26 protein-coding genes and 1 other RNA gene are annotated in these 23,707 nt (G+C 55.1%); 25 read left to right on the top strand and 2 right to left on the bottom strand.

Annotation, left to right across the window (positions count from 1 at the left end):
• Positions 1-10: 10 nt before the first annotated feature.
• Positions 11-415 (top strand): group II truncated hemoglobin, encoded by a 405-nt coding sequence (locus QOY30_RS10455; protein WP_283744556.1) that lies wholly within the window; start codon positions 11-13, stop codon positions 413-415.
• Here QOY30_RS10455 and ylqF read toward each other — a convergent pair.
• Positions 397-1,302 (bottom strand): ribosome biogenesis GTPase YlqF, encoded by a 906-nt coding sequence (gene ylqF, locus QOY30_RS10450; protein WP_283744555.1) that lies wholly within the window; start codon positions 1,300-1,302, stop codon positions 397-399. The genes QOY30_RS10455 and ylqF overlap by 19 nt on opposite strands.
• A 284-nt stretch (positions 1,303-1,586) precedes the next feature.
• On the opposite strand from ylqF, the gene QOY30_RS10445 reads away from it, so the two are divergent.
• From QOY30_RS10445 to QOY30_RS10400, 10 genes are all read left to right on the top strand, one after another.
• Positions 1,587-3,113 (top strand): fumarate hydratase, encoded by a 1,527-nt coding sequence (locus tag QOY30_RS10445; protein WP_283744554.1) that lies wholly within the window; start codon positions 1,587-1,589, stop codon positions 3,111-3,113.
• 189 nt (positions 3,114-3,302) lie between these two features.
• An RNA gene (ffs, locus tag QOY30_RS10440) (signal recognition particle sRNA small type) lies at positions 3,303-3,401 on the top strand.
• 44 nt (positions 3,402-3,445) lie between these two features.
• Complete coding sequence (gene dnaX / locus QOY30_RS10435; RefSeq protein WP_283744553.1) at positions 3,446-5,047, top strand: DNA polymerase III subunit gamma/tau; 1,602 nt, start codon at positions 3,446-3,448, stop codon at positions 5,045-5,047.
• Positions 5,048-5,067: 20 nt separating this feature from the next.
• Positions 5,068-5,391: a YbaB/EbfC family nucleoid-associated protein gene (locus QOY30_RS10430; protein WP_283744552.1), complete on the top strand. Its 324-nt coding sequence runs from the start codon at positions 5,068-5,070 to the stop codon at positions 5,389-5,391.
• Positions 5,391-5,990 carry a recombination mediator RecR gene (gene recR, locus QOY30_RS10425; protein WP_283744551.1) on the top strand — a complete coding sequence of 200 codons (600 nt, stop codon included), beginning with the start codon at positions 5,391-5,393 and terminating at the stop codon, positions 5,988-5,990. Before QOY30_RS10430 ends, recR begins: the two co-directional genes overlap by 1 nt.
• Positions 5,987-6,829: a pseudouridine synthase gene (locus QOY30_RS10420; protein WP_502958688.1), complete on the top strand. Its 843-nt coding sequence runs from the start codon at positions 5,987-5,989 to the stop codon at positions 6,827-6,829. The genes recR and QOY30_RS10420 overlap by 4 nt, the downstream gene beginning before the upstream one ends.
• Positions 6,830-6,928: 99 nt before the next feature.
• A complete protein-coding gene (locus tag QOY30_RS10415; RefSeq protein WP_283744550.1) occupies positions 6,929-8,185 on the top strand; it encodes an adenylate/guanylate cyclase domain-containing protein in 1,257 nt (418 codons plus the stop codon).
• Positions 8,186-8,220: 35 nt separating this feature from the next.
• Entirely contained in the window at positions 8,221-8,619 is a 399-nt protein-coding gene (locus QOY30_RS10410) for a TssQ family T6SS-associated lipoprotein (RefSeq protein ID WP_283744549.1), read from the top strand.
• A gap of 18 nt (positions 8,620-8,637) precedes the next feature.
• Entirely contained in the window at positions 8,638-9,852 is a 1,215-nt protein-coding gene (locus QOY30_RS10405; RefSeq protein ID WP_283744548.1) for a serine/threonine-protein kinase, read from the top strand.
• Positions 9,853-9,874: 22 nt separating this feature from the next.
• Positions 9,875-10,315, top strand: coding sequence for a protein YgfX (locus tag QOY30_RS10400; protein ID WP_283744547.1), 441 nt, complete (start codon positions 9,875-9,877; stop codon positions 10,313-10,315).
• Here QOY30_RS10400 and nadB read toward each other — a convergent pair.
• The gene (gene nadB / locus QOY30_RS10395; protein WP_283744546.1) at positions 10,300-11,889 is read right to left on the bottom strand and encodes an L-aspartate oxidase; all 1,590 of its coding nucleotides are present in this window, start codon (positions 11,887-11,889) and stop codon (positions 10,300-10,302) included. The genes QOY30_RS10400 and nadB overlap by 16 nt on opposite strands.
• Positions 11,890-12,080: 191 nt before the next feature.
• Here nadB and rpoE point away from each other — a divergent pair, with 191 nt between their 5' ends.
• The 14 genes from rpoE to nagZ all read left to right on the top strand — a co-directional run bounded on the left by rpoE (position 12,081) and on the right by nagZ (position 23,646).
• Entirely contained in the window at positions 12,081-12,680 is a 600-nt protein-coding gene (gene rpoE / locus QOY30_RS10390; protein ID WP_283744545.1) for an RNA polymerase sigma factor RpoE, read from the top strand.
• 2 nt (positions 12,681-12,682) lie between these two features.
• Positions 12,683-13,162, top strand: a complete 480-nt coding sequence (locus QOY30_RS10385; protein WP_283744544.1) for a sigma-E factor negative regulatory protein — start codon at positions 12,683-12,685, stop codon at positions 13,160-13,162.
• A gap of 8 nt (positions 13,163-13,170) precedes the next feature.
• Positions 13,171-14,157 (top strand): MucB/RseB C-terminal domain-containing protein, encoded by a 987-nt coding sequence (locus QOY30_RS10380; protein WP_283744543.1) that lies wholly within the window; start codon positions 13,171-13,173, stop codon positions 14,155-14,157.
• A gap of 1 nt (position 14,158) precedes the next feature.
• On the top strand, positions 14,159-14,602 hold the full coding sequence (locus QOY30_RS10375) for a SoxR reducing system RseC family protein (protein ID WP_283744542.1): 444 nt from the start codon (positions 14,159-14,161) through the stop codon (positions 14,600-14,602).
• 30 nt (positions 14,603-14,632) lie between these two features.
• Positions 14,633-16,030, top strand: a complete 1,398-nt coding sequence (locus QOY30_RS10370) for a DegQ family serine endoprotease (protein WP_283744541.1) — start codon at positions 14,633-14,635, stop codon at positions 16,028-16,030.
• A 170-nt stretch (positions 16,031-16,200) separates the two neighbouring features.
• Positions 16,201-17,994: a translation elongation factor 4 gene (lepA, locus tag QOY30_RS10365; RefSeq protein ID WP_283746056.1), complete on the top strand. Its 1,794-nt coding sequence runs from the start codon at positions 16,201-16,203 to the stop codon at positions 17,992-17,994.
• A 17-nt stretch (positions 17,995-18,011) separates the two neighbouring features.
• Entirely contained in the window at positions 18,012-18,815 is an 804-nt protein-coding gene (gene lepB, locus QOY30_RS10360; RefSeq protein ID WP_283744540.1) for a signal peptidase I, read from the top strand.
• Positions 18,816-18,841: 26 nt separating this feature from the next.
• Complete coding sequence (locus tag QOY30_RS10355; protein ID WP_283744539.1) at positions 18,842-19,207, top strand: DUF4845 domain-containing protein; 366 nt, start codon at positions 18,842-18,844, stop codon at positions 19,205-19,207.
• A gap of 8 nt (positions 19,208-19,215) precedes the next feature.
• A complete protein-coding gene (rnc, locus tag QOY30_RS10350; RefSeq protein WP_283744538.1) occupies positions 19,216-19,890 on the top strand; it encodes a ribonuclease III in 675 nt (224 codons plus the stop codon).
• Positions 19,887-20,780: a GTPase Era gene (era, locus tag QOY30_RS10345; protein ID WP_283744537.1), complete on the top strand. Its 894-nt coding sequence runs from the start codon at positions 19,887-19,889 to the stop codon at positions 20,778-20,780. The genes rnc and era overlap by 4 nt, the downstream gene beginning before the upstream one ends.
• Positions 20,773-21,504, top strand: coding sequence for a DNA repair protein RecO (gene recO, locus QOY30_RS10340; protein WP_283744536.1), 732 nt, complete (start codon positions 20,773-20,775; stop codon positions 21,502-21,504). Before era ends, recO begins: the two co-directional genes overlap by 8 nt.
• Positions 21,501-22,217, top strand: a complete 717-nt coding sequence (gene pdxJ / locus QOY30_RS10335; protein ID WP_283744535.1) for a pyridoxine 5'-phosphate synthase — start codon at positions 21,501-21,503, stop codon at positions 22,215-22,217. Before recO ends, pdxJ begins: the two co-directional genes overlap by 4 nt.
• Entirely contained in the window at positions 22,214-22,597 is a 384-nt protein-coding gene (acpS, locus tag QOY30_RS10330) for a holo-ACP synthase (RefSeq protein ID WP_283744534.1), read from the top strand. Before pdxJ ends, acpS begins: the two co-directional genes overlap by 4 nt.
• Complete coding sequence (nagZ, locus tag QOY30_RS10325; RefSeq protein ID WP_283744533.1) at positions 22,597-23,646, top strand: beta-N-acetylhexosaminidase; 1,050 nt, start codon at positions 22,597-22,599, stop codon at positions 23,644-23,646. The genes acpS and nagZ overlap by 1 nt, the downstream gene beginning before the upstream one ends.
• Positions 23,647-23,707: the final 61 nt, after the last annotated feature.

Raw genomic sequence — 23,707 nt, 5'->3', positions numbered from 1 at the left:
GGTTGGCAACATGCAAATCAGCAAAGACACACGCTCGCATTACGAGCGCATCGGCGGCGAAGAGAAGGTGCGCGCCCTGGTGCAACGTTTTTATCACCTGATGGATGAATTGCCGGAGGCGTACGGCGTGCGCAAGATGCACCAACCCAGCCTGAAAGGCTCGGAAGACAAGCTGTTCAAGTTTCTTTCCGGATGGATGGGCGGGCCGCAGCTTTTCGTGCAGGAGTTCGGGCACCCGCTGCTGCGCCAGCGCCATTTCCCGTTTTCCATCGGCAAGTCAGAGCGCGATCAATGGCTGCTGTGCATGGGGCAGGCGCTGGATGACGTGGTGGAGGACGAAGCGCTACGCAATGAACTCAAACTGGCATTCATCAAGGTCGCCGACCACATGCGAAATCAGTCCGAGTCGGATTGATCTTCGGCAGTTTGTTCCTGGACAGGCGTTGTCGTCCGCAGCATCTCGGTGCGCGTTGCCGGAGTTTCCAGGCTGATGCGTCCGAGCGCGCCCGTGCGGTAGTCCTGTAATAAGGTCATTGCCGCTTTTTCCAGGTCGAAGTCCTTGCCGCGGATGCGGTAGCCGCGCAGCTTGGCAATGGCTTCGATGAGTGCGTAGCCGTCCAGGCCTTCCAGCGGGAATTTGTAACGCGCCAGCAGCAGATTCGGGTAGCGCGCCAGCAGCAGGTCGCCCAGAAAGGCGGCGACTTCTTCGTCGATGATGGCGTTGCGGCCGATGCTGTGGCTGGCGGCAAGCATCAATCCGTCGCTCTCGTATTCGATCTTCGGCCACATCAGTCCGGGAGTGTCGATCAGAATGATGCTGTCGCTAAGGTCGAAACTCTGCTGGTTCTTGGTGATGGCGGGTTCGTCGCCCACCGCAACCGCGCGGCGCTTGAGCAGGGTGTTCATCAGCGTGGATTTGCCGACGTTGGGGATGCCCATGATCATGATGCGCAGCGGCTTGAGCGGTGTGCCGCGGTGCGGGGCGAGCGGCAGGCACAGCTTGGGGATCTTCGTGGCGTCGCCTGCTTTCTTGCACGAGAGGGCGACGGCATGTACACCTTCTTGCCTGTTGTAGTAATCGATCCAGGCCTGGGTCGCGACGGGGTCGGCCAGGTCTGTCTTGTTCAGCACCTTGAGGCAGGGACGCTGCCGATGCATGCGCAACTCGCGGATCATCGGATTGCTCCCCGCTTCCGGCACGCGCGCGTCCAGCACCTCGATGACGACATCGATGCGAGCCATGGTCTCGGCGGCCTTTTTCTTTGCCGAGGTCATGTGTCCGGGAAACCATTGAATCGCCATTCAGTATCACCATAAATCTATTGCGCGCCCCAACTGCGGCGTCGCATGCTCGTTCAGTCCTCGCCTACCACCCACGGTATGTTTCGTCCTTCACTGCGCGGCTCCTTGCTGACAACTCCGCATCGGCAAGCCGATAGCGGATTGCGTAACTTTGTTGCATTTGGGACGCTCATGACGATTTCTGGCGATACTGATAGCTCTTGAAGGCGCGCATTCTAACTGTTATTTGACGCGTACAGCCCTCCCTCCCATAATCGCCTAATCCCTAACTTGGAGTTCCATACATGACCACCATCCGCCAGCAGGATTTCATCGACAGCATCGCCGACGCGCTACAGTTCATCTCCTACTACCACCCGGCAGACTATGTCCAGGCGCTGGCCGACGCATACAAGCGCGAGGAATCTCCTGCCGCCAAGGACGCGATGGCGCAGATACTGACCAATTCGCGCATGTGCGCCCTGGGCAAGCGCCCGATCTGCCAGGATACCGGCATCGTGGTGGCTTTCGTGCGGGTGGGGATGGACGTGCGCTGGGCGGACGCCACGATGAGTATCACCGATATGGTGAATGCCGGGGTGCGCAAAGGATATCTGTTGCCGGACAACGTGTTGCGCGCCTCCATCGTGAGCGACCCCGCGGGCAAGCGCAAAAACACCGGAGACAATACGCCGGCGGTGGTGCATTTCGAACTGGTTCCGGGCGACAAGGTAGACGTGCGCATCGCGGCCAAAGGCGGCGGTTCAGAGAACAAATCCAAGATGGCGATGCTCAACCCGAGCGACGACCTGGTGGAATGGGTGGTGAACCAGTTGCCCAGTATGGGCGCCGGCTGGTGTCCGCCGGGGATGCTGGGCATCGGCATCGGCGGGACTGCGGAAAAAGCGGTGTTGATGGCGAAGGAATCGTTGATGGAGCCCATCGACATGACCGCACTTAAAGCGCGCGGCGCAAAGAATCGTATCGAGGAATTGCGCATCGAGATCTACGACAGAGTGAATGCGCTGGGTATCGGTGCGCAAGGCCTGGGCGGTCTGACCACAGTGCTGGATGTGAAGATTCTGGATTACCCGACGCATGCAGCTTCCAAGCCGGTCGCGATCATTCCCAACTGTGCCGCGACGCGGCACGTCGATTTCGAGCTGGACGGCAGCGGCGTGGCGGAGTTCACACCGCCCCGGATCGAAGATTACCCGGACGTGCATTGGCAACCTGCGGCAGACGCCCGCCACGTGAACCTGGATACCGTGACGCGTGCCGATATCGCCCAATGGCAGCCGGGCGATACCTTGCTGCTGTCCGGCAAGCTCCTGACCGGGCGCGACGCGGCTCACAAGCGCATCGTGGAAATGCTGGCAAAAGGCGAGAAACTGCCCGCCGGCGTGGATTTTAACGGTAGATTCATTTACTATGTCGGCCCGGTCGATCCGGTGCGCGACGAGATAGTCGGGCCCGCCGGACCGACGACGGCGACACGCATGGACAAGTTCACCGAGGCCATGTTGGCGCAGACCGGTTTGATCGGCATGGTCGGCAAAGCGGAGCGCGGCAAGGCCGGTCTGGAAGCAATCAAAAAACACGCGGCGGTGTATCTGATGGCAGTGGGCGGAGCCGCCTATCTGGTGTCCAAAGCGATACGCAGCGCGAAAGTGGTGGCCTTCGCCGATCTCGGCATGGAAGCCATCTACGAGTTCGAGGTGCAGGACATGCCGGTGACCGTGGCCGTGGACACGCAAGGACGCTCGGTACACGAGATCGGCCCGGCAGAATGGAAAAAGCGGATCGGGATGATTCCGGTCAAGCAGGTTTAGTTTTGTGTTTTTGCAGTGATATTCCCTGCAGAAATGCTGAAGTGGCTCAGCAACCGTAGCGAGCAACGTCAGGACAAGGCGCGAAAGGACGAAAAACCGGAATGTACTGGATGTACATGAGGATTTTGAGTTCTTGAGCAACGCAGTCATGGCGATGCGCAGTAGGTTGATGAGTTACTTCTTGAGTTTGGCGGGTCTCCCCGCATTGCACTATGGTGAACCTGGTCAGGTCCGGAAGGAAGCAGCCACAGCCAATCGGTGCAAGTGCCGGGGGTAAGGCTCGCCTCCTTATGTTCGAGGGTGTCACACTCGATGTGTTTTAGGTGGGCGATATGTCAGCAACTTCAGTCTTAGCACGCAAATGGCGTCCCAAGAACTTCGCTCAACTGGCGGGGCAGGAACATGTCGTCCAGGCGTTGACCAACGCGCTCACGCAGAATCGCCTGCACCATGCTTATCTTTTCACCGGCACGCGCGGTGTGGGCAAGACCACCATCGCGCGTATCTTCGCCAAATCCCTGAATTGCGAATCCGGCATCACGGCCACACCGTGTGGCGTGTGCGGCGCCTGTACCGAGATCGACAGCGGACGCTTCGTCGACCTGATCGAGCTGGATGCGGCGTCGAACACCCAGGTCGACAACATGCGCGAGTTGCTGGAAAGCGCGCTGTATGCGCCGACCAGCGGGCGTTTCAAGGTATATATCATCGACGAAGTGCACATGCTGTCGAAGTCGGCGTTCAACGCGATGCTGAAGACGCTGGAAGAGCCGCCGTCGCATGTGAAATTCATTCTTGCCACCACCGATCCGCAGAAGATTCCGGTTACCGTGTTGTCGCGCTGTCTGCAGTTCAACCTCAAGCAGTTGCCGCCCGCGCTGATACTGACCCATCTGCAATATGTGCTGGGACAGGAAAATATCCCGTTCGAGAACGGGGCGCTGAACCTGGTGGCACGCGCCGCGCAGGGCAGTATGCGCGACGCCTTGAGCCTGCTGGACCAAGCCATTGCCTATTCGTCCGGCAAGGTGGACGAGGGATTGGTGCGCACCATGCTGGGCGCAATCGACCAGGGTTACCTGTTTGACCTGTTGCAAACGCTGCGTGCCGGAGACGGTCCTGGTCTGTTGCGCATCGCCGATGACATGGCCATACGCAGCCTGGCATTCGAGGCAGCATTGCAGGATCTGGCAACACTGTTGCATCGCATTGCGCTGGCCCAGACCATTCCGCAGGCGATTCCGGATGACGAGCCGGAGCGTGTACGTTTGTTGGAACTGGCGCAGCAGTTCACGCCGGAAGAAATACAACTTGACTACCAGATCGTTATTCACGGGCGCAACGAAATCAACCTCGCACCGGACGAATATGCGGGATTCACCATGACGCTGTTGCGCATGCTTGCATTCGCGCCGCAAAATGCCGGAGCGAACGCAGTGCAGTCGGCGCCGAGAGCTGCACCGGTGGCGCCGAGTGTATCGAAGCTGATTGCCGCCGAACCTGCGCCGGCACGCCAGACTGTTCATGCGGAGCAAAGCCCGGCGAGTGATTCCGGGCTGGATTGGAATACATTGCTGTCGCAACTCAACCTGCAAGGCATGGCGCGCGAATTGGCGAAAAACAGCGTGTTGGCAAGCTTTACAGAGGGGCGTGTAGTTTTGAATCTGGCCCCGCAACATAAACACCTGCAAAGCAACAAGATCGCCCAGGACAAATTGCAAGCTGCACTGAGTGAGTATTTCGCCAAACCGATCAGGCTGACTGTGGAGCTGGGGGAGGCGAAAGATGCTGCAACCCCTGCCGCTGTCGAACAGCAGGAGAAGCAGACGCGTCAGCAACAGGCTGAAGAAGCCATCAAGCATGATGCTTTCGTGCGCGAAGCTCAGGTGCACCTGGGTGCGCAAGTGATCGAAAACTCGATCAGACCAGTATAACTAAACCGGAGGTAGTGGAAATGATGAAGGGCGGATTGGCCGGGCTGATGAAGCAGGCGCAACAGATGCAGGCGAACATGAAGAAGGCGCAGGACGAACTGGCTACTGTCGAGGTGGAAGGCCAGTCCGGTTCCGGCATGGTCAAGGTGACCATGACTTGCAGCCATGAAGTGCGCCGGGTGAATCTGGACCAAAGTGTGCTGGATGACAAAGAGATGCTGGAAGATCTGATCGTTGCCGCGTTGAATGATGCCAACAAGAAAGTTGCCGAGACTTCGCAAAAACGCATGAGCGGGTTCACCGCCGGTATGAATCTGCCGCCGGGTATGAACCTGCCGTTCTGATGAATCCGCCTTCCAGCCTGGAAGAACTGATCAAGGCCTTGCGTTGTTTGCCGGGTGTGGGGCCGAAATCCGCGCAGCGCATGGCTTACCATCTGTTGCAGCGTGACAGACCGGGCGCTTTGCATCTGGCACGCGCGCTCGATCATGCAGTGGAAAGTGTCAAGCACTGTGTCAAGTGCAATAATTTTTCCGAAGAAGAGATATGTCCCTTGTGCAGTTCGTCACGGCGCGAGACGGATTTGTTGTGTGTGGTGGAAATGCCCGCAGACTTGCTGATGATGGAGCAGGCGCAATGCTTTCGCGGTATGTACTTCGTGTTGATGGGGCGATTGTCGCCGCTCGACGGGTTGGGTGCACGCGAACTGCCGCTGGAGCGATTGCTCAAGCGCGCCCATGAGCTTTCATGCGAAGTGATCCTGGCGACCAACTTCACTGTTGAAGGTGAAGCGACAGCGCATTACCTCGCCACCCTGTTGCGCGCGCAAGGCATCAAGGTGTCGCGCATCGCTCGTGGATTACCGGTGGGCGGAGAGCTTGAGCATGTAGATAGTGGTACTTTGGCGCAGGCCGTACTGGAAAGGCGAGCGGTGACGGAATGAACGAACAAATAGACGTAAATCCGCAAGGTGAACGCCTGCAAAAGGTGCTGGCGCAAGCAGGGATCGGGTCGCGCCGAGAGATGGAAGAATGGATCAGTGCCGGTCGGGTCACGGTGAATGGAACGGTTGCTACGTTGGGGATACGCGTCACTGATGGAGACAAGGTGCAGGTGGATGGGCGCCATATACGCCTGCAGTTGCAGGCGGAGCAAACATTGCCGCGAATCTTGCTCTATCACAAACAAGAAGGTGAAATCGTAAGCCGCGATGATCCCAAGGAGCGTGCAAACGTGTTTGACGCCCTGCCGAAATTGCGCGGGCAGAAATGGATCGCCATCGGACGTCTGGATTTCAACACCAGCGGCCTGCTCATTTTCACGACCTCGGGGGAATTGGCCAATCGCCTGATGCATCCGCGTTTTGAGGTTGAGCGCGAATATGCGGTGCGTGTGCAGGGGCAGATGACGCCGGATCAGATGCACCGGATGATGAAGGAAGGTATCGAACTGGAAGACGGACTTGTGCGTTTCGAGCAACTTAGCGACGAGGGTGGAGAAGGTTTTAACCACTGGTATCGCCTGGTGCTCAAAGAAGGGCGCAACCGTGTGGTTCGGCGTACCTTCGAAGCGCTGGGTTTGCCGGTGAGCCGTTTGATGCGGGTACGTTTTGGCATGATCAATCTGCCGCCGCGCATCAAGCGAGGCATGATGGCCGAATTGGGCGAAGGCGAGGTAAGGGCGATTCTCGAGTGGGTAGGTTTGCCTGCAGGCGTTGCCAGGCAAGTGGTTGACGATGGGCGTGGGAACAAGCTGCAGCGCGCACGGACGCGTAAAAATTAAAACTGGCGAGATTGGCGGACACTCGTTAAAATCCGCGGGCTTAAGCGGCATTCTTAAGTGATAACGGTAACCTAGACGCGAACTGGCGAGCAGGAAGACATGGAAGAGCGGGGCAACAAGACCATCATCTGCAGCGTGTTGTTTTTGGATATAGCTGAATATTCAAAAAAATCCGTTTCGGGTCAGATATCTCTGAAAGAGCGTTTCAACGCTTTTCTTTCTATTGCGATCCGCGATGTGCCGGTTAACGACCGCATTATTCTGGATACGGGGGATGGTGCCGCAATCAGTTTTTTGGGCGATATCAGCGATGCTTTGCATGCAGCGCTGAGCATGCGCAGCAGCCTGTTGAACGAGGGCGTGCGCATGGAGCCGCCGTTGCTGGTGCGCATAGGAGTCAACCTCGGACCGGTGCGCTTGGTCAAAGACATCAACGGTCAACCGAATATCGTCGGCGATGGAATCAACGTTGCGCAGCGCGTGATGGGCTTTGCCGATCCTGGACAGATACTGGTGTCGCGCTCTTATTACGATGCAGTTTCCCGACTGTCGCAGGAATACGCAGGCATGTTCCATTATCAGGGTTCGCGTACCGACAAGCATGTGCGCGAGCACGAGGTGTACGCGATTGGCTATCCGGGCGACTTTACCTCTACCCAACGGACGCTGGCCAAACAGTCCAGACACGCCGGTGCAGCGGGTTTTGATGCGGTGCTGTTCAGGTTGGAGAATTACTGGGATATCTTTGTCGGTACCATGGCCCGGTGGGAACGTTTTGCTGTAGCGACTTTTCGCGATGCATCCGCCAAACAGCGCACTGCGTACGTCGGGGTGGCTGTGGTTGCAGCATTTTTATTGCTTGCGCTTATGGTCAAACTTGCGAGCCGTCCGGAACCCAAACCCGCGCAAATTGCTTCCATAGAGCCTGTTAAGACTGACAAGTTGCCGGCATCTTCGGTTGTCGAGACTGAGCAGGCCAAAATTGTCAACGAGACTACCAAGGAAGTTAAAGAATCGCCCAAGGAAATTGACACAGACGCAAAGAAAGCAGCTCGAAAATCAAGGAAAATTGCCGCTGCCGAAGAAAAAGCCAAGGATGCCAAGAAGAATGCACGCATAAGAACACTGGCTGAGACGACAGGTGCACCTGCCGTGGTGAGTCTGGGGGTTCTGCCTTGGGGCGAGATTTATCTGGATGGTAGAATGCAGGGGGTTAGCCCTCCCCTGATGGAGTTGCAGGTTGTTGAAGGTCAGCACGAGATCAAGATTCGAAATACAACCTTTCCGTCTGTCACTCGCATTATTACGGTGAAATCTGGAGAGAAGATAAAAATCAAGCATAGATTCGCCAATTAGCGATTTTTGCGTTTGTGAAGAACTGGAGTGTTTGGATGTCGGGTTGCCGCAATGCGTTGCTGGGAGTGGTTGTTATTTGGCTCCTGAGTGGCTGCCAGGAGCTGAATTCTTGCGACGAGTGTTGGTGGTACAACAGGACTGCCAGCCATAAGTTGAGCAAGGGTGTCGAGAACTACGAAGATGGAAACTATATTGCCTCGGTGGAGGCATTGAACAATGTGCTGCAAACAAAGCTGGCCGATAGGGATGATAAAGTGAGCGCATATAAATATATCGCGTTCATCGATTGCGTTTCAGGGAGGGAGAAGATGTGCTATGAGGCATTCCGGAAAGCGCTGCTTTTGAATCCGAATTTCGAGCTGACCCCGGCTGAGGCGGGTCATCCGGTTTGGGGGCCAGTGTTTCGCAGTGCCAAGGCAAAATTCAAAAAATAAACTATCCTCGCGGGAAATATGATCAGTCATTTGGGGCGTTATGAGGTTGTCGGTGAGCTCGGCCAGGGGGCAATGGGTGTCGTATACAAGGCAACCGACCCGCTGATCGACCGCATTGTTGCAATCAAGACCATCACCCTGAGTCTTGCGCAGGAAGAGCGCGATGAATATGAAGCGCGGTTCTACCAGGAGGCCAAGGCGGCCGGCCGGCTTAGTCATCCCAATATCGTCACCATATACGACGTGGGCCGTAGCGGAGATATCGCCTATATCGCGATGGAATTCCTGCAAGGCCGGGAGTTGCGCGACATCCTCAATGACGACAAGTTGTTGCCGGTCGACCAAGTGCTCGATATCGTGACACAAGTGGCAATGGGGCTGGCCTATGCGCACGAACACGGCATCATTCACCGCGACATCAAGCCTTCAAATATCATGGTGGGCCGGGACTGCCAGGTCAAAATCACCGACTTCGGCATTGCGCGCATGGCATCTGCCGGGGTGCGTACCCAGACAGGCATGGTTCTCGGTTCGCCGAAATACATGTCTCCAGAGCAGGTCATGGGCAAATTGACCGATCAGCGCTCCGATATTTTCTCGCTGGGTGTGATGTTGTACGAGATGTTGACCGGACAACCTGCATTCACGGGCGAGAACGTGAATGCGATCATGTATCAGACCTTGAATGCAATCCCCCAGCCGCCGAAATCCTTGAATCCTGCAGTGCCTGAGATGCTCAATTTCATCGTGGCCAAGGCACTGGCTAAAGACGTGGAAAACCGCTACCAGAACGCCAGAGATTTGGCGAATGATCTCCGTGCCTGCAGAGGTACCATACCGAGCAGCGTGTTTTCTGCAGATGTACCCAAGCCTGTCAGCGCTGCATCTGCGACAGATGATGTCCCGGGAGTGGACTCTGGCGATGAATCCGATCCTGGCGTGACGATGAGATTGTCGCCTTCATTTGATTCCGCTGCAGCAACGATGCGCTTGGCTGCAATGACGGCCAGTCAGGAAGATGTGGACGAATTGTCCAAGACCTTCAAAATGGCGCGTCCCAGCATCGAGGAAATCAATCGGGCCGCGCCACAGGCCCCGGTGTTCAGCAAGCGCACCCTGAATAACCCGGCACATCCGGCTGCAGAGACGCGCCCCTCCAGGAGTGGAGGAATTTTGTTGATGGCTATTGTCGCCCTGATCCTCATCGGGCTGATCTCCGCACTGCTGTTTTAGCTGACTTCAGGAAATGACCGGAATGCAGCGTCATTTCAAGTTGCGCCCATCCCGTACTTTGGCTTTGTTTTTTCTCATCCTGTGTCTGTCAACGCTTGTTTCTATATGGTTGCTGCCCTTTCCTGGACTTGTGTTGCTCGTCCTGTCAATGATCGTGTTGTGGTGGGGCGGCTATTGCCTGTTGTTTGATGCAGGCTTGCGCATGGGAAATTCCTGCGTTGCGTTACGGTTGGAAGATGGCGAAGAGATTGTTTTGGTATTGCGCAATGGCAGTCATTTGACGTTCAGGTTATCCGGTGATTCCTTGGTGACTCCCTATGTTGTCATCCTGAATGTTGCAAGGAATGAGCTGCACGGGGGGCGCAGCGTAGTGATCATGCTGGACACGATGGGAGCGGAAAGTTTTCGCCGTTTGCGCGTTTTGTTGAGATGGGGCGATGCGGACAATCAAGCGGCGGCATAACTTCGCGGTGTCAGCACGGTTGGCAGCGCTTCAGGCAGCATCTGCGGATAATCCTTGCTGAAGTGCAATCCGCGACTTTCGTGGCGGGACAGCGCACTTTGCACGATGAGGTCGGCTGTTAATACGAGGTTGCGTAATTCCAACAGATCGGCGCTGATATGGAAGTTGCTGTAATACTCGTTGATTTCCTCGTGCAGCAGTTTGATGCGGTGTTGCGCACGCTGTAACCGTTTTGTGGTGCGAACGATGCCGACGTAGTCCCACATGAAGCGGCGCAGCTCGTCCCAGTTATGAGAAATCACCACGGTTTCGTCTGCATCCGTCACCTGGCTTTCATCCCATTGCGGCAGTTTGGGGATTTTTACGGGTGACTTGCCCAGGATGTCTCGCGAAGCAGATTCGGCGAACACCAGACATTCCAGCAGCGAATTGCTGGCCAGGCGATTGGCACCGTGCAATCCGGTGCATGCGGTCTCGCCTATCGCGTAAAGCCCATTAACATCGGTGCGTCCATGCAGGTCGGTCATCAGCCCGCCGCAAGTGAAATGCACCGCCGGAACGACGGGGATCGGTTGTTTGGAAATGTCTATTCCGAGCGCGAGGCAGCGCGTATAGATAGTCGGGAAATGCTCTTGCAAGAACTCCAGAGGCTGATGTGAAATATCCAGATAGACGCAATCCAGTCCGCGTTTCTTCATCTCGAAGTCGATGGCGCGGGCCACGACATCACGCGGCGCCAGTTCGGCACGTTCGTCGTGCCAAGGCATGAATCGTGTGCCGTCGGGCAATTTTAATGTGCCGCCTTCACCGCGCACCGCTTCACTGATGAGGAAGGATTTTGCGTGAGGGTGGTAGAGGCAGGTGGGGTGGAACTGGATGAACTCCATGTTGGAGACACGGCAGCCAGCGCGCCAGCCCATAGCGATCCCGTCTCCGGTAGCTGTGTCCGGATTGGTGGTGTACAGATAGACCTTGCCGGCACCGCCGGTGGCGAGAACCGTGTTCTGAGCCTCAATGGTAATCACTTCACCGCTCAGACTGTTCAGGGCGTAAGCGCCATAGGCGCGATTTTCGTCTTGCCCCAATTTACTGCCGGTGATGAGGTCGATGGCGATATAGCGTTCCAGCAATGTGATATTGGGATGGATGCGCGCCTTGGCTGCAATTGTGTCTTGTACGGCTTGACCGGTGGCATCGGCGGCATGGATGATGCGGCGATGGCTATGTCCGCCCTCCCGTGTGAGGTGGTAGCCATTGTCAGAGCCGGGGTCGCGAGTGAAGGGGACCCCTTGGGCTATAAGCCAGTCTATGGCCGTAGCACCATGCTCGACCACGAAGCGGGTGGTTTGGGGGTCGCATAATCCAGCTCCGGCGATCAGGGTGTCATGGATATGTTCTTCCAGCGAATCTTCGGGGGAAAGTACTGCGGCAATTCCACCCTGAGCCCAGGCACTGGCACCGTCCAGAAGTGATTTTTTGGTGATCACGGCGACTTTTTGCCGGTCAGCCAGTTTGAGCGCGAGGGACAGGCCAGCCAGTCCGCTACCTATGATGAGAGTATCGAAACGCAACACGTTGCTTTGTCCAGTTTGATTGTCTATTTGGCGAACTATATCAAACTTGGGTGGGCTATCATTAAAGAGTGAACTTATTTCTTCAATGACTGTCAATTTCCGTGACTGGCAAAGCTGACGTTTGTGTATCCATCCGGTTATACTGACGAACCGCTTGTAGGCGGTTCAGATCAATAAAACCGGGAAACGGAATGGGTGACAGGGAGGTCGATCAGCAACTGGTGGAACGTGCGCAACGCGGCGACAAGCATGCGTTCGAGTTGCTGGTGGCGAAATATCAGCGTCGTCTGGGGCGCCTGATCTCGCGTTTTGTGCGCAATGCAGCTGAGGCAGAGGATGTGACCCAGGATGCATTCATCAAGGCGTATCGCGCTTTGCCTTCATTTCGCGGGGATAGCGCGTTTTACACTTGGTTATACCGGATCGGTATCAATACCGCCAAGAATCATCTGGTAGCTCAAGGTCGGAGAGCGCCGACAAGCACCCCGTTCGACGCGGATGAAGCTGAAGATTTCGAGGATGCTGCGCTGTTGCATGAAGTGGCGACGCCCGAAAATGAGTTGATGAGCAAGCAAGTAGTGGAAGTGGTGAACTCTTCGTTGCAGGAACTGCCTGATGACTTGCGTACTGCTTTGACATTGCGCGAGATTGAGGGGTTGAGTTATGAGGAGATCGCGGCGGTAATGGATTGTCCGATTGGAACCGTCAGGTCGAGAATTTTCAGGGCACGCGAGGCGATTGCAACCAATCTGCGTCCTTTGTTGGGTACGAGTGAAAATACAAGGTGGTAAATATGAAACAGGAAATTTCGGCATTGATGGACGGTGAGATGTTCGAGGATCAGGCGGATGCCTTTCTGGACAAGCTCAAACGACATCCGGAGATTCGGCATGATTGGGAGAACTATCATCTGATTGGCGATGCACTGCGACAACCGGACCACATCTGCAAAGGTTTCCAAAAATCCTTTCATGAGCGATTGCAAGCCGAACCTACCGTGATTGCTCCCTATAAGCGTACTACCCAGCGTGTCCGAAATTTCGCACTTTCTGCCGTTGCTTCCGTGATGGCACTGGCTTTGGTTGCTTGGTTGTCGCTTCAGGTTGGAAATGAACCGGCACCCAAGGTTGCTTCCATGCAACCGGATACTATTTCCGCCATAAGACCCGCTTCGTCTCAAGCTGACGATTACTTGATGGCACATCAAGAGTTTTCTCCCAGTGCGGATATACATGGCGCTGCTTCTTACATACACGCGGTGGCAGGTCGATAGTGCATAGAATGATGCAGCGATCCATATATCTGTTTTTCTTCGTGCTGTTGCAGCTGGGGATTACACCGTCTTTCGCCGATCCCGTACAAGCGACTGAGGCAGATTGGCTGAAAACCATGGCGCTGGCGGCGCACCAGACTGATTATAGTGGCGTGTTTGTTTATCAATCCGGCGGACGTGTCGAAATGTCGCGCATTACGCATGTTTCGGATGCAAGCGGTGAACATGAACGTCTCGAAGGCATTGGCGATAGCAAGAGAGAGCTCATTCGTGACAACGACCAGGTTTGGCTGTACACCGACGGTCACAAAGTCAGGGTTGAAAACCGACAAATCAAACGCGCGTTTCCGGCGTTGCTGCCAGAACAATTATCCTTGCTGAAGGAAAATTATTCGGTCAGTCAGGCCGAAGAGGATGAGGTCGCCGGTTATCACGCGCATGCTGTCGTATTTTTGCCACGGGACAATTTGCGTTATGCGCGAAAAATGTGGGCGCACAGCGATTCCGGATTGTTGCTAAAAGCCGTCGTGCTGGATGATCGCGGGTATGTGATTGAGCAATATGCATTTGTGCAGCTGGATATGGGAGGGAAAGTTGATCGAAAATGGATCGCTCCGGATAAATCTTCCGCGACAGCGATTGCACAGGAGCTTCATCTTTCTCCTTTGCCAAAAATCGAGCTATTTGAGGGTTCGTGCGGCTGGCAGATTGATGCGCTGCCTCCCGGATTCAAGAAGATACTGGAAATGCGTCGCCCGTTCAGGGGAAACAAGGAACCTGCCATTCATATGGTCTTCTCCGATGGGTTGGCAGGCATCTCGGTATTCATAGAAAAAATACAGGATGCGGCATTTAGCCATTCAGGGCTTTCAGGACAGGGGATGGCGCATGTCTATACCCGTATTATTGGTGACCACCTGATTACGGTGGTTGGAGAGGTCCCGGCAAGGACTGTTATTCAAGTGGGCGATTCCGTCCGTTACGCGGGACAATGACATGATTGAAATGCGCGCGATCGTTATTCAGTTACATGGGGGGGATGCCTCGGTGCAACCTATAGGCACGGGTGGATGCGGCCATTGCGACAGTGAAGGCGGTTGCGGGAGCGGTACTCTGACAAAAGTGTTTTGCGGCAACAAACCCCGTCAGTTCAAAGTTCGCAACGACGTGAGCGCCAAGATCGGCGACGAGATTCAGGTATCCATTCCCGATGGCGTTTTGTTGCGCGGCGCAATTAAGATGTATGTCTTGCCGTTAATTCTGCTTCTGGCTGGCGGCATCGCGGGAGTCAGCATGGCAGGGGAAGGTGCTGGAAGTGATGCCTATGCGGCAGCCGGGGCGGTTGTCGGGCTGTTGCTGGGTTTTATTCTTGCCAGATTGTCACCCACCGTAGGTCTGGCTGTCGCTTCATCTATTGTTGCATCGAGGTCTGTTTCTTAATTATTGATTCATCAGGAGGATGAGCAAATCATGCTGAGGAAATTGTTTTTTTTCGCATTGTTCGGGTTGTTCGCACAATCGGTCGTTGCAAACAATCTGCCTGATTTCACCGACTTGGTGGAAAAGCAAGGGGCGGCGGTCGTGAATGTCAGCACCACGCAACTTATCCACACGCCACAGATGCTCCAAGGGATGCCAAATTTGCCCGAAGACGACCCATTTTATGAATTCTTCCGCCGTTTCGCACCCCAGGAGCCGCATGAGCAGGAGTCGCAATCGCTAGGGTCCGGTTTCATCATCAGTTCGGATGGTTACATCCTGACCAATGCGCATGTCGTGGATCATGCAGACAAGATCACGGTGCGGTTAACCGATAAGCGCGAATTTAAAGCCAAGGTGATTGGTGCCGACAAACGTACCGATGTGGCATTGCTCAAAATTGAGGCAAGCGGGTTACCCAAAGTCACGATGGGGAACGCAGACCAGATCAAAGTAGGCGAATGGGTGCTGGCAATCGGCTCGCCTTTTGGTTTCGACAACAGCGTGACTGCAGGTATCGTCAGCGCCAAAGGTCGTTCTTTGCCCCAAGAAAATTTTGTGCCTTTCATCCAGACCGATGTGGCGATCAACCCCGGCAACTCTGGCGGACCGTTGTTCAATATGAAAGGCGAAGTGATTGGAATCAATTCCCAGATATACAGTCGTTCCGGCGGTTATATGGGGTTGTCCTTCTCCATTCCAATTGACGTGGCGATGGATGTGGTTAGCCAGTTGCGAAGTACAGGCAAGGTCACGCGCGGGCGTATCGGGGTGACTATTCAGGAAGTGACGCGGGAGCTGGCCGATTCGTTTGGGTTGCCTAAAGCGGGAGGAGCGCTAATCTCCAGTGTGGAAAAAGGTGGTCCGGCGGAGAAGGCGGGTGTGCGTGCCAGCGATGTAATTCTCAAGTTTGACGGCAAGGTGGTGGACTCGTCGGCCGACTTGCCGCGTATCGTTGCAGCAACCAAGCCGGGGAGCAAGGTCAGTGTGCAGCTGTGGCGTAAGGGCAGTACGTTGGACGTTTCATTGGTGGTTGGTGAAATCAAGGACGAGAGCGCGGTTGCCCAGCGTGGTGGCGGTCATGGTGGCGCGGAAGGATCGTCTGAAAGTGAAACCAGGCTCGGTGTGGTCGTGAGCGAATTGAATGACCAGCAAAAGGCTGAGCTACAGGTTGAAGGCGGCCTGATCGTTGAAAACATGAAAGGAGCAGCGGCGCGCAGCCAGTTGCAGCGCGGAGATGTGATCCTCGCTGTTGGCAATATCGAGATACACAGCGTCGAACAATTCAACGACGTGCTCAAAAAGGTACCTCGCGGACGTAATATCGCGTTGCTGGTGCGCCGTAGTGAAGGCACGGTGTATGTTCCAATCAAGCTGGATGAAAAGTAAGTAGTGTCCTTGTTGCTCAGCGTATCCCGTCAAAATCGGCTAGAATCCGCGCTTTGCGAAACGCCGCACCCTGTCCTCAATCCTCTCCTGTTATCGGGGAGGAAGCGGTTGCTCCTTCTCCCCCTGGGAGAAGGTCGGGATGAGGTGGCGGGATTTTTTATATGAGCCTCATGCAGCATATCCGTAACTTCTCCATCATTGCTCACATTGACCACGGTAAATCCACACTGGCAGACCGCATCATTCATTTGTGCGGCGGCTTGTCCGACCGCGAAATGGAAGAGCAGGTACTTGATTCAATGGATATCGAGCGCGAGCGCGGCATTACCATCAAGGCACAGACGGCAGCCTTGAGCTACAAGGCTCGCGACGGCCAGGTGTACAACCTCAATCTGATCGATACGCCCGGGCATGTGGACTTTTCCTACGAAGTCTCGCGTTCGCTTTCGGCTTGCGAAGGCGCATTACTGGTGGTGGATGCCTCACAGGGAGTGGAAGCACAGACCGTGGCCAACTGTTACACCGCGCTGGACTTGGGCGTCGAAGTCGTGCCTGTGCTGAACAAGATCGACCTGCCTTCCGCAGATCCGGAGAATGCCATTGCCGAGATTGAAGACGTTATCGGTATCGGTGCGCAGGATGCAGTGCGTTGCTCGGCCAAAACCGGACTGGGCGTAGAAGATGTGCTGGATGCACTCATCGCAAAAGTGCCACCGCCCAAAGGCGACGTCACCGCACCCCTGCAAGCGCTTATCATCGATTCGTGGTTCGACAATTATGTCGGCGTGGTGATGCTGGTACGCATTGTGAATGGCACGCTCAAGCCAAAAGACAGGATACTGCTCATGGCGACCGGTGCGCAGCATCTGACAGAGCATGTCGGAGTGTTTACTCCCAAATCGCAAAATCGGGAGTCGTTGTCAGCCGGCCAGGTGGGGTTTGTGATCGCCGGTATCAAGGAATTGAAAGATGCCAAGGTGGGCGATACGGTCACCTTGGTGGCAAAGCCGGCCAGCAGTCCGCTTCCCGGTTTCAAGGAGGTTCAGCCGCAAGTTTTTGCGGGATTGTTTCCAGTCGAATCCAATCAATACGAAGCGTTGCGTGATTCGCTGGAGAAACTAAAGCTAAACGACGCATCGCTGCAATACGAGCCGGAAGTTTCGCAGGCTCTGGGTTTTGGTTTCCGCTGTGGTTTTCTTGGATTGCTGCATATGGAGATCGTGCAAGAGCGGCTGGAGCGCGAATTCGATATGGATTTGATTACCACCGCGCCGACTGTGGTCTATGAGGTGGTGCAGCGTGACGGTACCATGCTGATGGTGGACAATCCGTCCAAGCTGCCTGATGCATCCAAGATCGAAGAAATCCGTGAGCCTATCGTGCACGTCAATCTTTATATGCCGCAGGAATATGTTGGTTCGGTCATTACTCTGTGCACGCAAAAACGCGGTGTGCAGATCGACATGACATACCACGGTAAACAAGTGCTGTTGCAATACGAGATGCCGATGGCCGAGATCGTGCTGGACTTCTTCGACAAGCTGAAATCGGTTTCGCGCGGCTACGCATCGATGGACTACGAATTCAAGGAATACCGTCCGGCCGATGTGGTGAAGGTGGATATGCTTATCAACAGCGAAAAAGTGGATGCATTGTCCATCATCGTGCACCGTTCCAACAGCATGTATCGCGGACGCGAGGTGGCAGCCAAGATGCGGGAGCTGATTCCGCGCCAGATGTTCGATGTGGCGATCCAAGCCGCCATTGGCGCGAATATCATTTCACGCGAGAACGTGAAGGCTCTGCGCAAGAATGTGCTGGCCAAATGTTACGGCGGGGATATTTCGCGCAAGAAAAAACTGCTGGAAAAGCAGAAGGCGGGCAAGAAACGCATGAAACAGGTAGGTAGTGTGGAGATCCCGCAGGAGGCTTTCCTCGCCATCTTGCGAGTGGACGATAAATAACCGGAATTGGAAGAAGAATGCCCTTTGCCTTGATTTTGTTTTTATTGATGTTGCTGACAGGTGTGATCTGGTTGCTGGATCGCTTCATGTTGCGTGCCAAGCGCCCGGCGGGCGTGAACGAACCCTGGTGGGTGGAATACGCCAAGAGTTTTTTCCCCGTGATTCTGGTCGTATTCCTGCTGCGTTCCTTCTTGTTCGAACCGTTCAAGATCCCATCCGGTTCGATGATTCCAACCCTGCATGTTGGCGACTTCATACTGGTCAACCGCTTTACTTATGGCCTCAGATTGCCTATCGTCAACAAAAAATTCATTGAGATCAACCAGCCGCAACGCGGAGATGTGATGGTGTTCCACTATCCCGAGGACCCGTCAGTGGATTATATTAAGCGCGTGGTTGGTGTGCCGGGGGATAAGGTAGTGTATCGGGATAAAAAGCTGTGGATTAATGGTGTTGCACAGGAACAGCAACGCGATGGCGATTATAATTATGTCGAGAGCGAATTGCGCTTTGTGCATACCGAGCGTTATCAGGAAAACCTGAATGGGCGCATGCATCCCATTCTGTTGAATCCGGATATGCCGCTGCTACACTTGGGCAACGTGGCAAACTTTCCGCAGCACGAACAATGCAGCTACAGTGAAGTAGAGGTGAGCTGCGTTGTTCCGACCGGTCAATATTTCATGATGGGCGATAATCGCGATAACAGTCGCGACAGCCGCTACTGGGGGTTTGTGCCGGATGACATGATTGTCGGCAAGGCGTTCTTCATCTGGATGAATTTCGGCGAATTGAAACGCATCGGTTTATCAATTGAATAGGGCAATACATCTGGAAAGGAATAAAGATGAAAGCAGCGGCATGCAGGCAGCGCGGTATCGGCTTCGTCGGAATGGTCATGATTGCGGCCGGGCTGATCTTTGTTACGATACTGGGCATGAAGCTGGTTCCTGCCTATATGCATAGTGCGCAGATTGCGCAGATATTCAAGACAATTGCGCGCGACCCTGCGATGCAGGGGGCAACGATCAGTGAAATCAAGGATTCTTACAGCAAGCGCGCCAATATCAACTACATTACCGATATTACGGCGGAAGATATCGAGATCAGCAAGGGCGACGGCCAATTGAGGCTGACTGCCAATTATTCGGTCAAGATTCCGGTTGCAGGCAATATCACCCTGTTGCTTGAATTCAATCCGAGCAGTTCATAAGCAACCTGATGAAGCACGCTGCATTGTGCAAGCGACTCGGTTATCAGTTTTTGCAGCCGCAACTGTTGCAGCGTGCGCTGACTCATCGCAGTTACAGTGCCGCGCATAACGAACGGCTTGAGTTTCTCGGCGATAGCGTGTTGAACTGTACCATCGCCAAATACCTGTACGATACCTATCCCGACTTGCCGGAAGGTGACCTTTCCCGCCTGCGTTCCAATCTGGTCAATCAGCAGACGCTGGCAGTATTGGCGCAACAGTTGAATCTGGGCGAGCAGTTGCTGCTGGGGGAAGGTGAACGCAAAAGTGCCGGATTCCGCCGTCCTTCGATTCTGGCAGACGGGCTGGAAGCCATATTTGGTGCGGTGTTGCTGGATGCAGGTTTTTGTGCCGCGGAAAAAGTAGTGTTGGGCTTGTATGTGCCGTTTATCGAGCAAACCGACCTGCAGGCCTTGGGCAAGGATGCCAAAACCTTGTTGCAAGAGCACCTGCAGGGTAGAAAGTTAGCACTGCCTCAATACAGTGTGATTGAGATTCAAGGCGAAGCGCATGCACAGACTTTCGTCGTTTCCTGCGAAATTGCGCAACTTGGCCTGACTACGCAGGGCGAAGGCGCAAGCCGCCGTATCGCCGAACAAATCGCCGCCGAGCGCGCCTATCAACAAATTAAAGAAAACCCATGACCGAATCTCAAGATTTTCACAGCGGCTTCATTGCCATCGTCGGCCGCCCCAATGTGGGAAAGTCGACCCTGCTCAACCACCTGATCGGGCAAAAGATCAGCATCACCTCGCGCAAAGCGCAGACTACACGCCATCGCATCACCGGCATCCTCACCGAAGGCAAAACGCAATTCGTCTTTGTGGATACGCCGGGTTTTCAGACACAGCATACCAACGCCCTGAATCGCGGAATGAACCGTGTAGTGACCAGCAGCCTGCGCGAAGTGAATGTGGTGTTGTTCGTACTTGAAGCGCGTCACTTCGATGAGCGCGACCAGCAGGTTCTCGACCTGTTGCCGCAAGACCGCCCGGTGATCCTGGTCATCAACAAAGCGGACTTGATGGCAGACAAGGCGGAATTGCTACCCTTCATTGAAAAATTGTCAGTGCTGCGCCACTTTGCTGCCATCGTTCCTGTCAGCGCCCGCCAGGGCAAACAACTCGACACCTTGCTGGATGCGATTCGTCCGTTTATTCCGGAAGGTGAGCACCTGTATGCGGAAGACGAGATAACCGACCGCAACGAACGATTTCTTGCTGCTGAATTGCTACGCGAGAAGGTGTTCCGTTTCACGGGAGAAGAGCTGCCGTACTCGGTCAGTGTCGTGATCGAACAATTCAAGCTGGAGGGCAAGTTGCGCCGGATTCATGCCGCTATCCTGGTGGACAAGGAGGCGCACAAGGCCATGTTGATCGGCAGCAAGGGCGAGAAACTCAAGGAGATCGCCACCCAGGCCCGACTCGACATGGAAAAGCTGTTCGACGGCAAAGTGTTTCTCGAAGTGTTCGTCAAAGTACGCAGCGGTTGGGCGGATAGTGCGCAAATGCTGAAATCGTTGGGGTATGAGTAACGTAGCATCCAAACAACGTATCCAGGACGAACCCTCTTTCGTACTGCACAGTTATCCGTTCCGCGAGACGAGTCTGGTGATCGAGGTGTTCAGTCGGCAGCATGGTCGGGTGGCGCTGGTAGCGCGCGGCGCGCGGAGACCGAGGTCGGTGCTGCGCGGCTTGTTGATGGGTTTCCAGCCGCTGTCATTGAGCTGGTTCGGCAAGCACGAGTTGCGCACGCTGCACAGCGCCGAGTGGCAGGGCGGACAGCCCCAATTGCAAGGGACAGCGCTGTTGTGCGGTTTCTATCTGAACGAACTGCTGCTCAACCTGATGGCGCGCGACGATCCGCACGAGAGTCTCTTCGATTACTACCAGCAAACGTTGCAGCGACTGGCACAGGAAAGCGATCATGCTTTCACGTTGCGTTGTTTTGAAAAACACATGCTGCAAGAGTTGGGTTATGCCCTGCTGTTGGAGACCGAGGCGGGTGGCAGCAGGCCCATCGTGCCAACCCGGACTTACCGCTATATACTTGAGCGCGGAGCGGTAGCGGAAACGGCGGATGCCACGCAAGGCATGCCGGTGACAGGGAAGACATTGCTGGACATGGCGGCCGACGATTACCGTGACGTGAACAGCGCGCGTCAGAGCAAGCAATTGATGCGCATGTTGCTCGACCATCACCTTGCCGGAAAGACATTGCACACACGCGAACTGATGAGGGATTTGCAGAAACTATGATCAAGCTCGGACTCAATATCGACCACATTGCCACACTGCGCCAGGTGCGCGGCGCGCGCTACCCCAACGTCGTACGCGCGGCGCTGATCTGCGAAGAGGCGGGGGCGGATGCCATCACTATCCATTTGCGCGAGGACCGTCGTCACATCCAGGACGCGGATGTGGATATCCTGCGCGGTATGCTGCAGACGCGCATGAATCTTGAATGTGCCGTCACCGACGAGATGATAGGCAATGCATTGCGCGTTAAACCGCACGACATCTGTCTGGTTCCGGAGAAGCGCGAAGAACTGACCACTGAAGGCGGATTGGATGTGGTCAGGCATTTCGATGCGATACAGCGCGCCACGCAGCGTTGCACAAATGCAGGAATTCGCGTTTCGCTGTTTATTGATGCGGACGAGAAACAGCTTGATGCTGCAAAGAAAGCGGGAGCCCCGGTCATCGAGATACATACCGGAAAATATGCCGATGCCGATAGCGTTCCGGCACGGGAACAGGAACTGGCACGCATCCGCAATGCCGTGTTGCATGCCCATGCCCTGGGGTTGCAAGTCAATGCCGGACACGGCCTCAACTACCACAACGTTGGTTCAATTGTGTCGATTCCCCATATCGTGGAGCTCAACATCGGCCACGCCATTATTTCCGAGGCGTTGTTCATCGGGTTGGAACCGGCGGTTAAAAAAATGAAAGCGCTCCTGTCAGCATGATCTTCGGCATTGGCACTGACATTGTCACCGTGGCGCGCATCGAAGCGGCCAGTGCACGTCACGGTGCGGCATTTGCCAAACGGATATTGAGTGTGCAGGAGTTTGATGAATATGCCTCTCAGGCCCATCCGGCACGCTTCCTGAGTAAGCGTTTCGCTGCCAAAGAGGCCTTTGCCAAAGCCACGGGATATGGATTGAGGCATCCGGTGAGCTTGCATCGCATGACCGTAAGTCATGATGAACTGGGCAAACCGATTTTTCTGTTTGATGCTGAGTTGTCGGCATATTTGCAGCGTCTTGGCATTAAGCGTCATCACCTGAGTATCAGCGATGAGCGTGATACCGCAGTGGCATTTGTGATTCTGGAGGGAATGGATTGATGGGCAACGGACCGGTGATGCTGGATGTGGTTGGAAAAAGACTCACCCCGAAGGACGAGGCGCGCCTGCGTCATCCGCTGGTCGGCGGAGTGATTCTGTTCACGCGCAATTACGATACCCCCGGCCAGCTTGCCGAGTTGACCTCCAGCATCCATGCGTTACGCACTCCCCCGTTGCTGATTGCGGTGGATCACGAAGGAGGCAGAGTGCAGCGTTTTCGCGAGGGATTTACCAGAATACCGCCGATGCGCGAACTGGGCAGGGAGTGGGACGAGCATCCGAAACACGCCAGGCATCTGGCACAGCAAACCGGCTTCGTGCTGGCTTCGGAACTGCGTGCGTGCGGAGTGGATTTCAGTTTTACACCCGTGCTGGATGTCGATTACGGTGAGAGCACTGTCATCGGCGACCGGGCTTTTCATTCCGATCTGCAAGCCATTGCCGAGCTGGCCCATAGTTTGCTGATGGGCTTGAAGCAGGGGGGGATGCCCACCGTGGGCAAACATTTCCCCGGCCACGGCTTTGTCCGCGCAGATTCGCATCTGGAGATTCCGGTGGACGAACGCAGCTATACCGATATCGAGTTGAGCGACCTCATTCCTTTCCAGCAGATGGTGAACTACGGCCTTACTGCCGTGATGCCCGCGCATGTCATCTATCCCAAGATCGACCCCAGGCCTGCAGGGTTCTCCAAAATATGGCTGAAGGACATCCTGCGCGGCGAACTGGGCTTCGAGGGCTGCATTTTCAGCGATGATTTGAGCATGGAAGGAGCGACAGTGGCGGGCGGAATCGTGCAACGTGCAGAAGCGGCGCTGAATGCCGGATGCGACATGGTGCTGGTATGCAACAAGCCGGAATCGGCCGACGAATTGCTGGCAGGCCTGAAATGGGCTATGTCGGCTCAAAGTCGTGCGCGTCTGGCCCAGATGCACGGACGTCCCCATCCAAAAACACTGATGCAACTGCATGAAGAAGCTGAATTTGTTAAAGCTTTGCACGACGTGGGCAGCATTGGCATGCGCGAAGGAGAGCTGCCTTTGGCCTAGCACGCTTTCCTTTGTTAAGAGAGTGATAGCTTGGACTTCTCGAATTGGATTCGAGGGATTA

This window comes from Sideroxydans sp. CL21 (assembly GCF_902459525.1).
Classification (GTDB): domain Bacteria; phylum Pseudomonadota; class Gammaproteobacteria; order Burkholderiales; family Gallionellaceae; genus Sideroxyarcus.
Note: the sequence above shows the minus strand (reverse complement) of the source record. Positions and strands in the feature narration are given on the sequence as shown.

Bases quoted from the DNA above. Each gene is read 5' to 3' on its own strand.
- QOY30_RS10455 (WP_283744556.1), top strand. From the start codon at position 11: ATGCAAATCAGCAAAGACACACGCTCGCATTACGAGCGCATCGGCGGC.
- ylqF (WP_283744555.1), bottom strand. From the start codon at position 1,302: ATGGCGATTCAATGGTTTCCCGGACACATGACCTCGGCAAAGAAAAAG.
- QOY30_RS10445 (WP_283744554.1), top strand. From the start codon at position 1,587: ATGACCACCATCCGCCAGCAGGATTTCATCGACAGCATCGCCGACGCG.
- dnaX (WP_283744553.1), top strand. From the start codon at position 3,446: ATGTCAGCAACTTCAGTCTTAGCACGCAAATGGCGTCCCAAGAACTTC.
- QOY30_RS10430 (WP_283744552.1), top strand. From the start codon at position 5,068: ATGATGAAGGGCGGATTGGCCGGGCTGATGAAGCAGGCGCAACAGATG.
- recR (WP_283744551.1), top strand. From the start codon at position 5,391: ATGAATCCGCCTTCCAGCCTGGAAGAACTGATCAAGGCCTTGCGTTGT.
- QOY30_RS10420 (WP_502958688.1), top strand. From the start codon at position 5,987: ATGAACGAACAAATAGACGTAAATCCGCAAGGTGAACGCCTGCAAAAG.
- QOY30_RS10415 (WP_283744550.1), top strand. From the start codon at position 6,929: ATGGAAGAGCGGGGCAACAAGACCATCATCTGCAGCGTGTTGTTTTTG.
- QOY30_RS10410 (WP_283744549.1), top strand. From the start codon at position 8,221: ATGTCGGGTTGCCGCAATGCGTTGCTGGGAGTGGTTGTTATTTGGCTC.
- QOY30_RS10405 (WP_283744548.1), top strand. From the start codon at position 8,638: ATGATCAGTCATTTGGGGCGTTATGAGGTTGTCGGTGAGCTCGGCCAG.
- QOY30_RS10400 (WP_283744547.1), top strand. From the start codon at position 9,875: ATGCAGCGTCATTTCAAGTTGCGCCCATCCCGTACTTTGGCTTTGTTT.
- rpoE (WP_283744545.1), top strand. From the start codon at position 12,081: ATGGGTGACAGGGAGGTCGATCAGCAACTGGTGGAACGTGCGCAACGC.
- QOY30_RS10385 (WP_283744544.1), top strand. From the start codon at position 12,683: ATGAAACAGGAAATTTCGGCATTGATGGACGGTGAGATGTTCGAGGAT.
- QOY30_RS10380 (WP_283744543.1), top strand. From the start codon at position 13,171: ATGATGCAGCGATCCATATATCTGTTTTTCTTCGTGCTGTTGCAGCTG.
- QOY30_RS10375 (WP_283744542.1), top strand. From the start codon at position 14,159: ATGATTGAAATGCGCGCGATCGTTATTCAGTTACATGGGGGGGATGCC.
- QOY30_RS10370 (WP_283744541.1), top strand. From the start codon at position 14,633: ATGCTGAGGAAATTGTTTTTTTTCGCATTGTTCGGGTTGTTCGCACAA.
- lepA (WP_283746056.1), top strand. From the start codon at position 16,201: ATGCAGCATATCCGTAACTTCTCCATCATTGCTCACATTGACCACGGT.
- lepB (WP_283744540.1), top strand. From the start codon at position 18,012: ATGCCCTTTGCCTTGATTTTGTTTTTATTGATGTTGCTGACAGGTGTG.
- QOY30_RS10355 (WP_283744539.1), top strand. From the start codon at position 18,842: ATGAAAGCAGCGGCATGCAGGCAGCGCGGTATCGGCTTCGTCGGAATG.
- rnc (WP_283744538.1), top strand. From the start codon at position 19,216: ATGAAGCACGCTGCATTGTGCAAGCGACTCGGTTATCAGTTTTTGCAG.
- era (WP_283744537.1), top strand. From the start codon at position 19,887: ATGACCGAATCTCAAGATTTTCACAGCGGCTTCATTGCCATCGTCGGC.
- recO (WP_283744536.1), top strand. From the start codon at position 20,773: ATGAGTAACGTAGCATCCAAACAACGTATCCAGGACGAACCCTCTTTC.
- pdxJ (WP_283744535.1), top strand. From the start codon at position 21,501: ATGATCAAGCTCGGACTCAATATCGACCACATTGCCACACTGCGCCAG.
- acpS (WP_283744534.1), top strand. From the start codon at position 22,214: ATGATCTTCGGCATTGGCACTGACATTGTCACCGTGGCGCGCATCGAA.
- nagZ (WP_283744533.1), top strand. From the start codon at position 22,597: ATGGGCAACGGACCGGTGATGCTGGATGTGGTTGGAAAAAGACTCACC.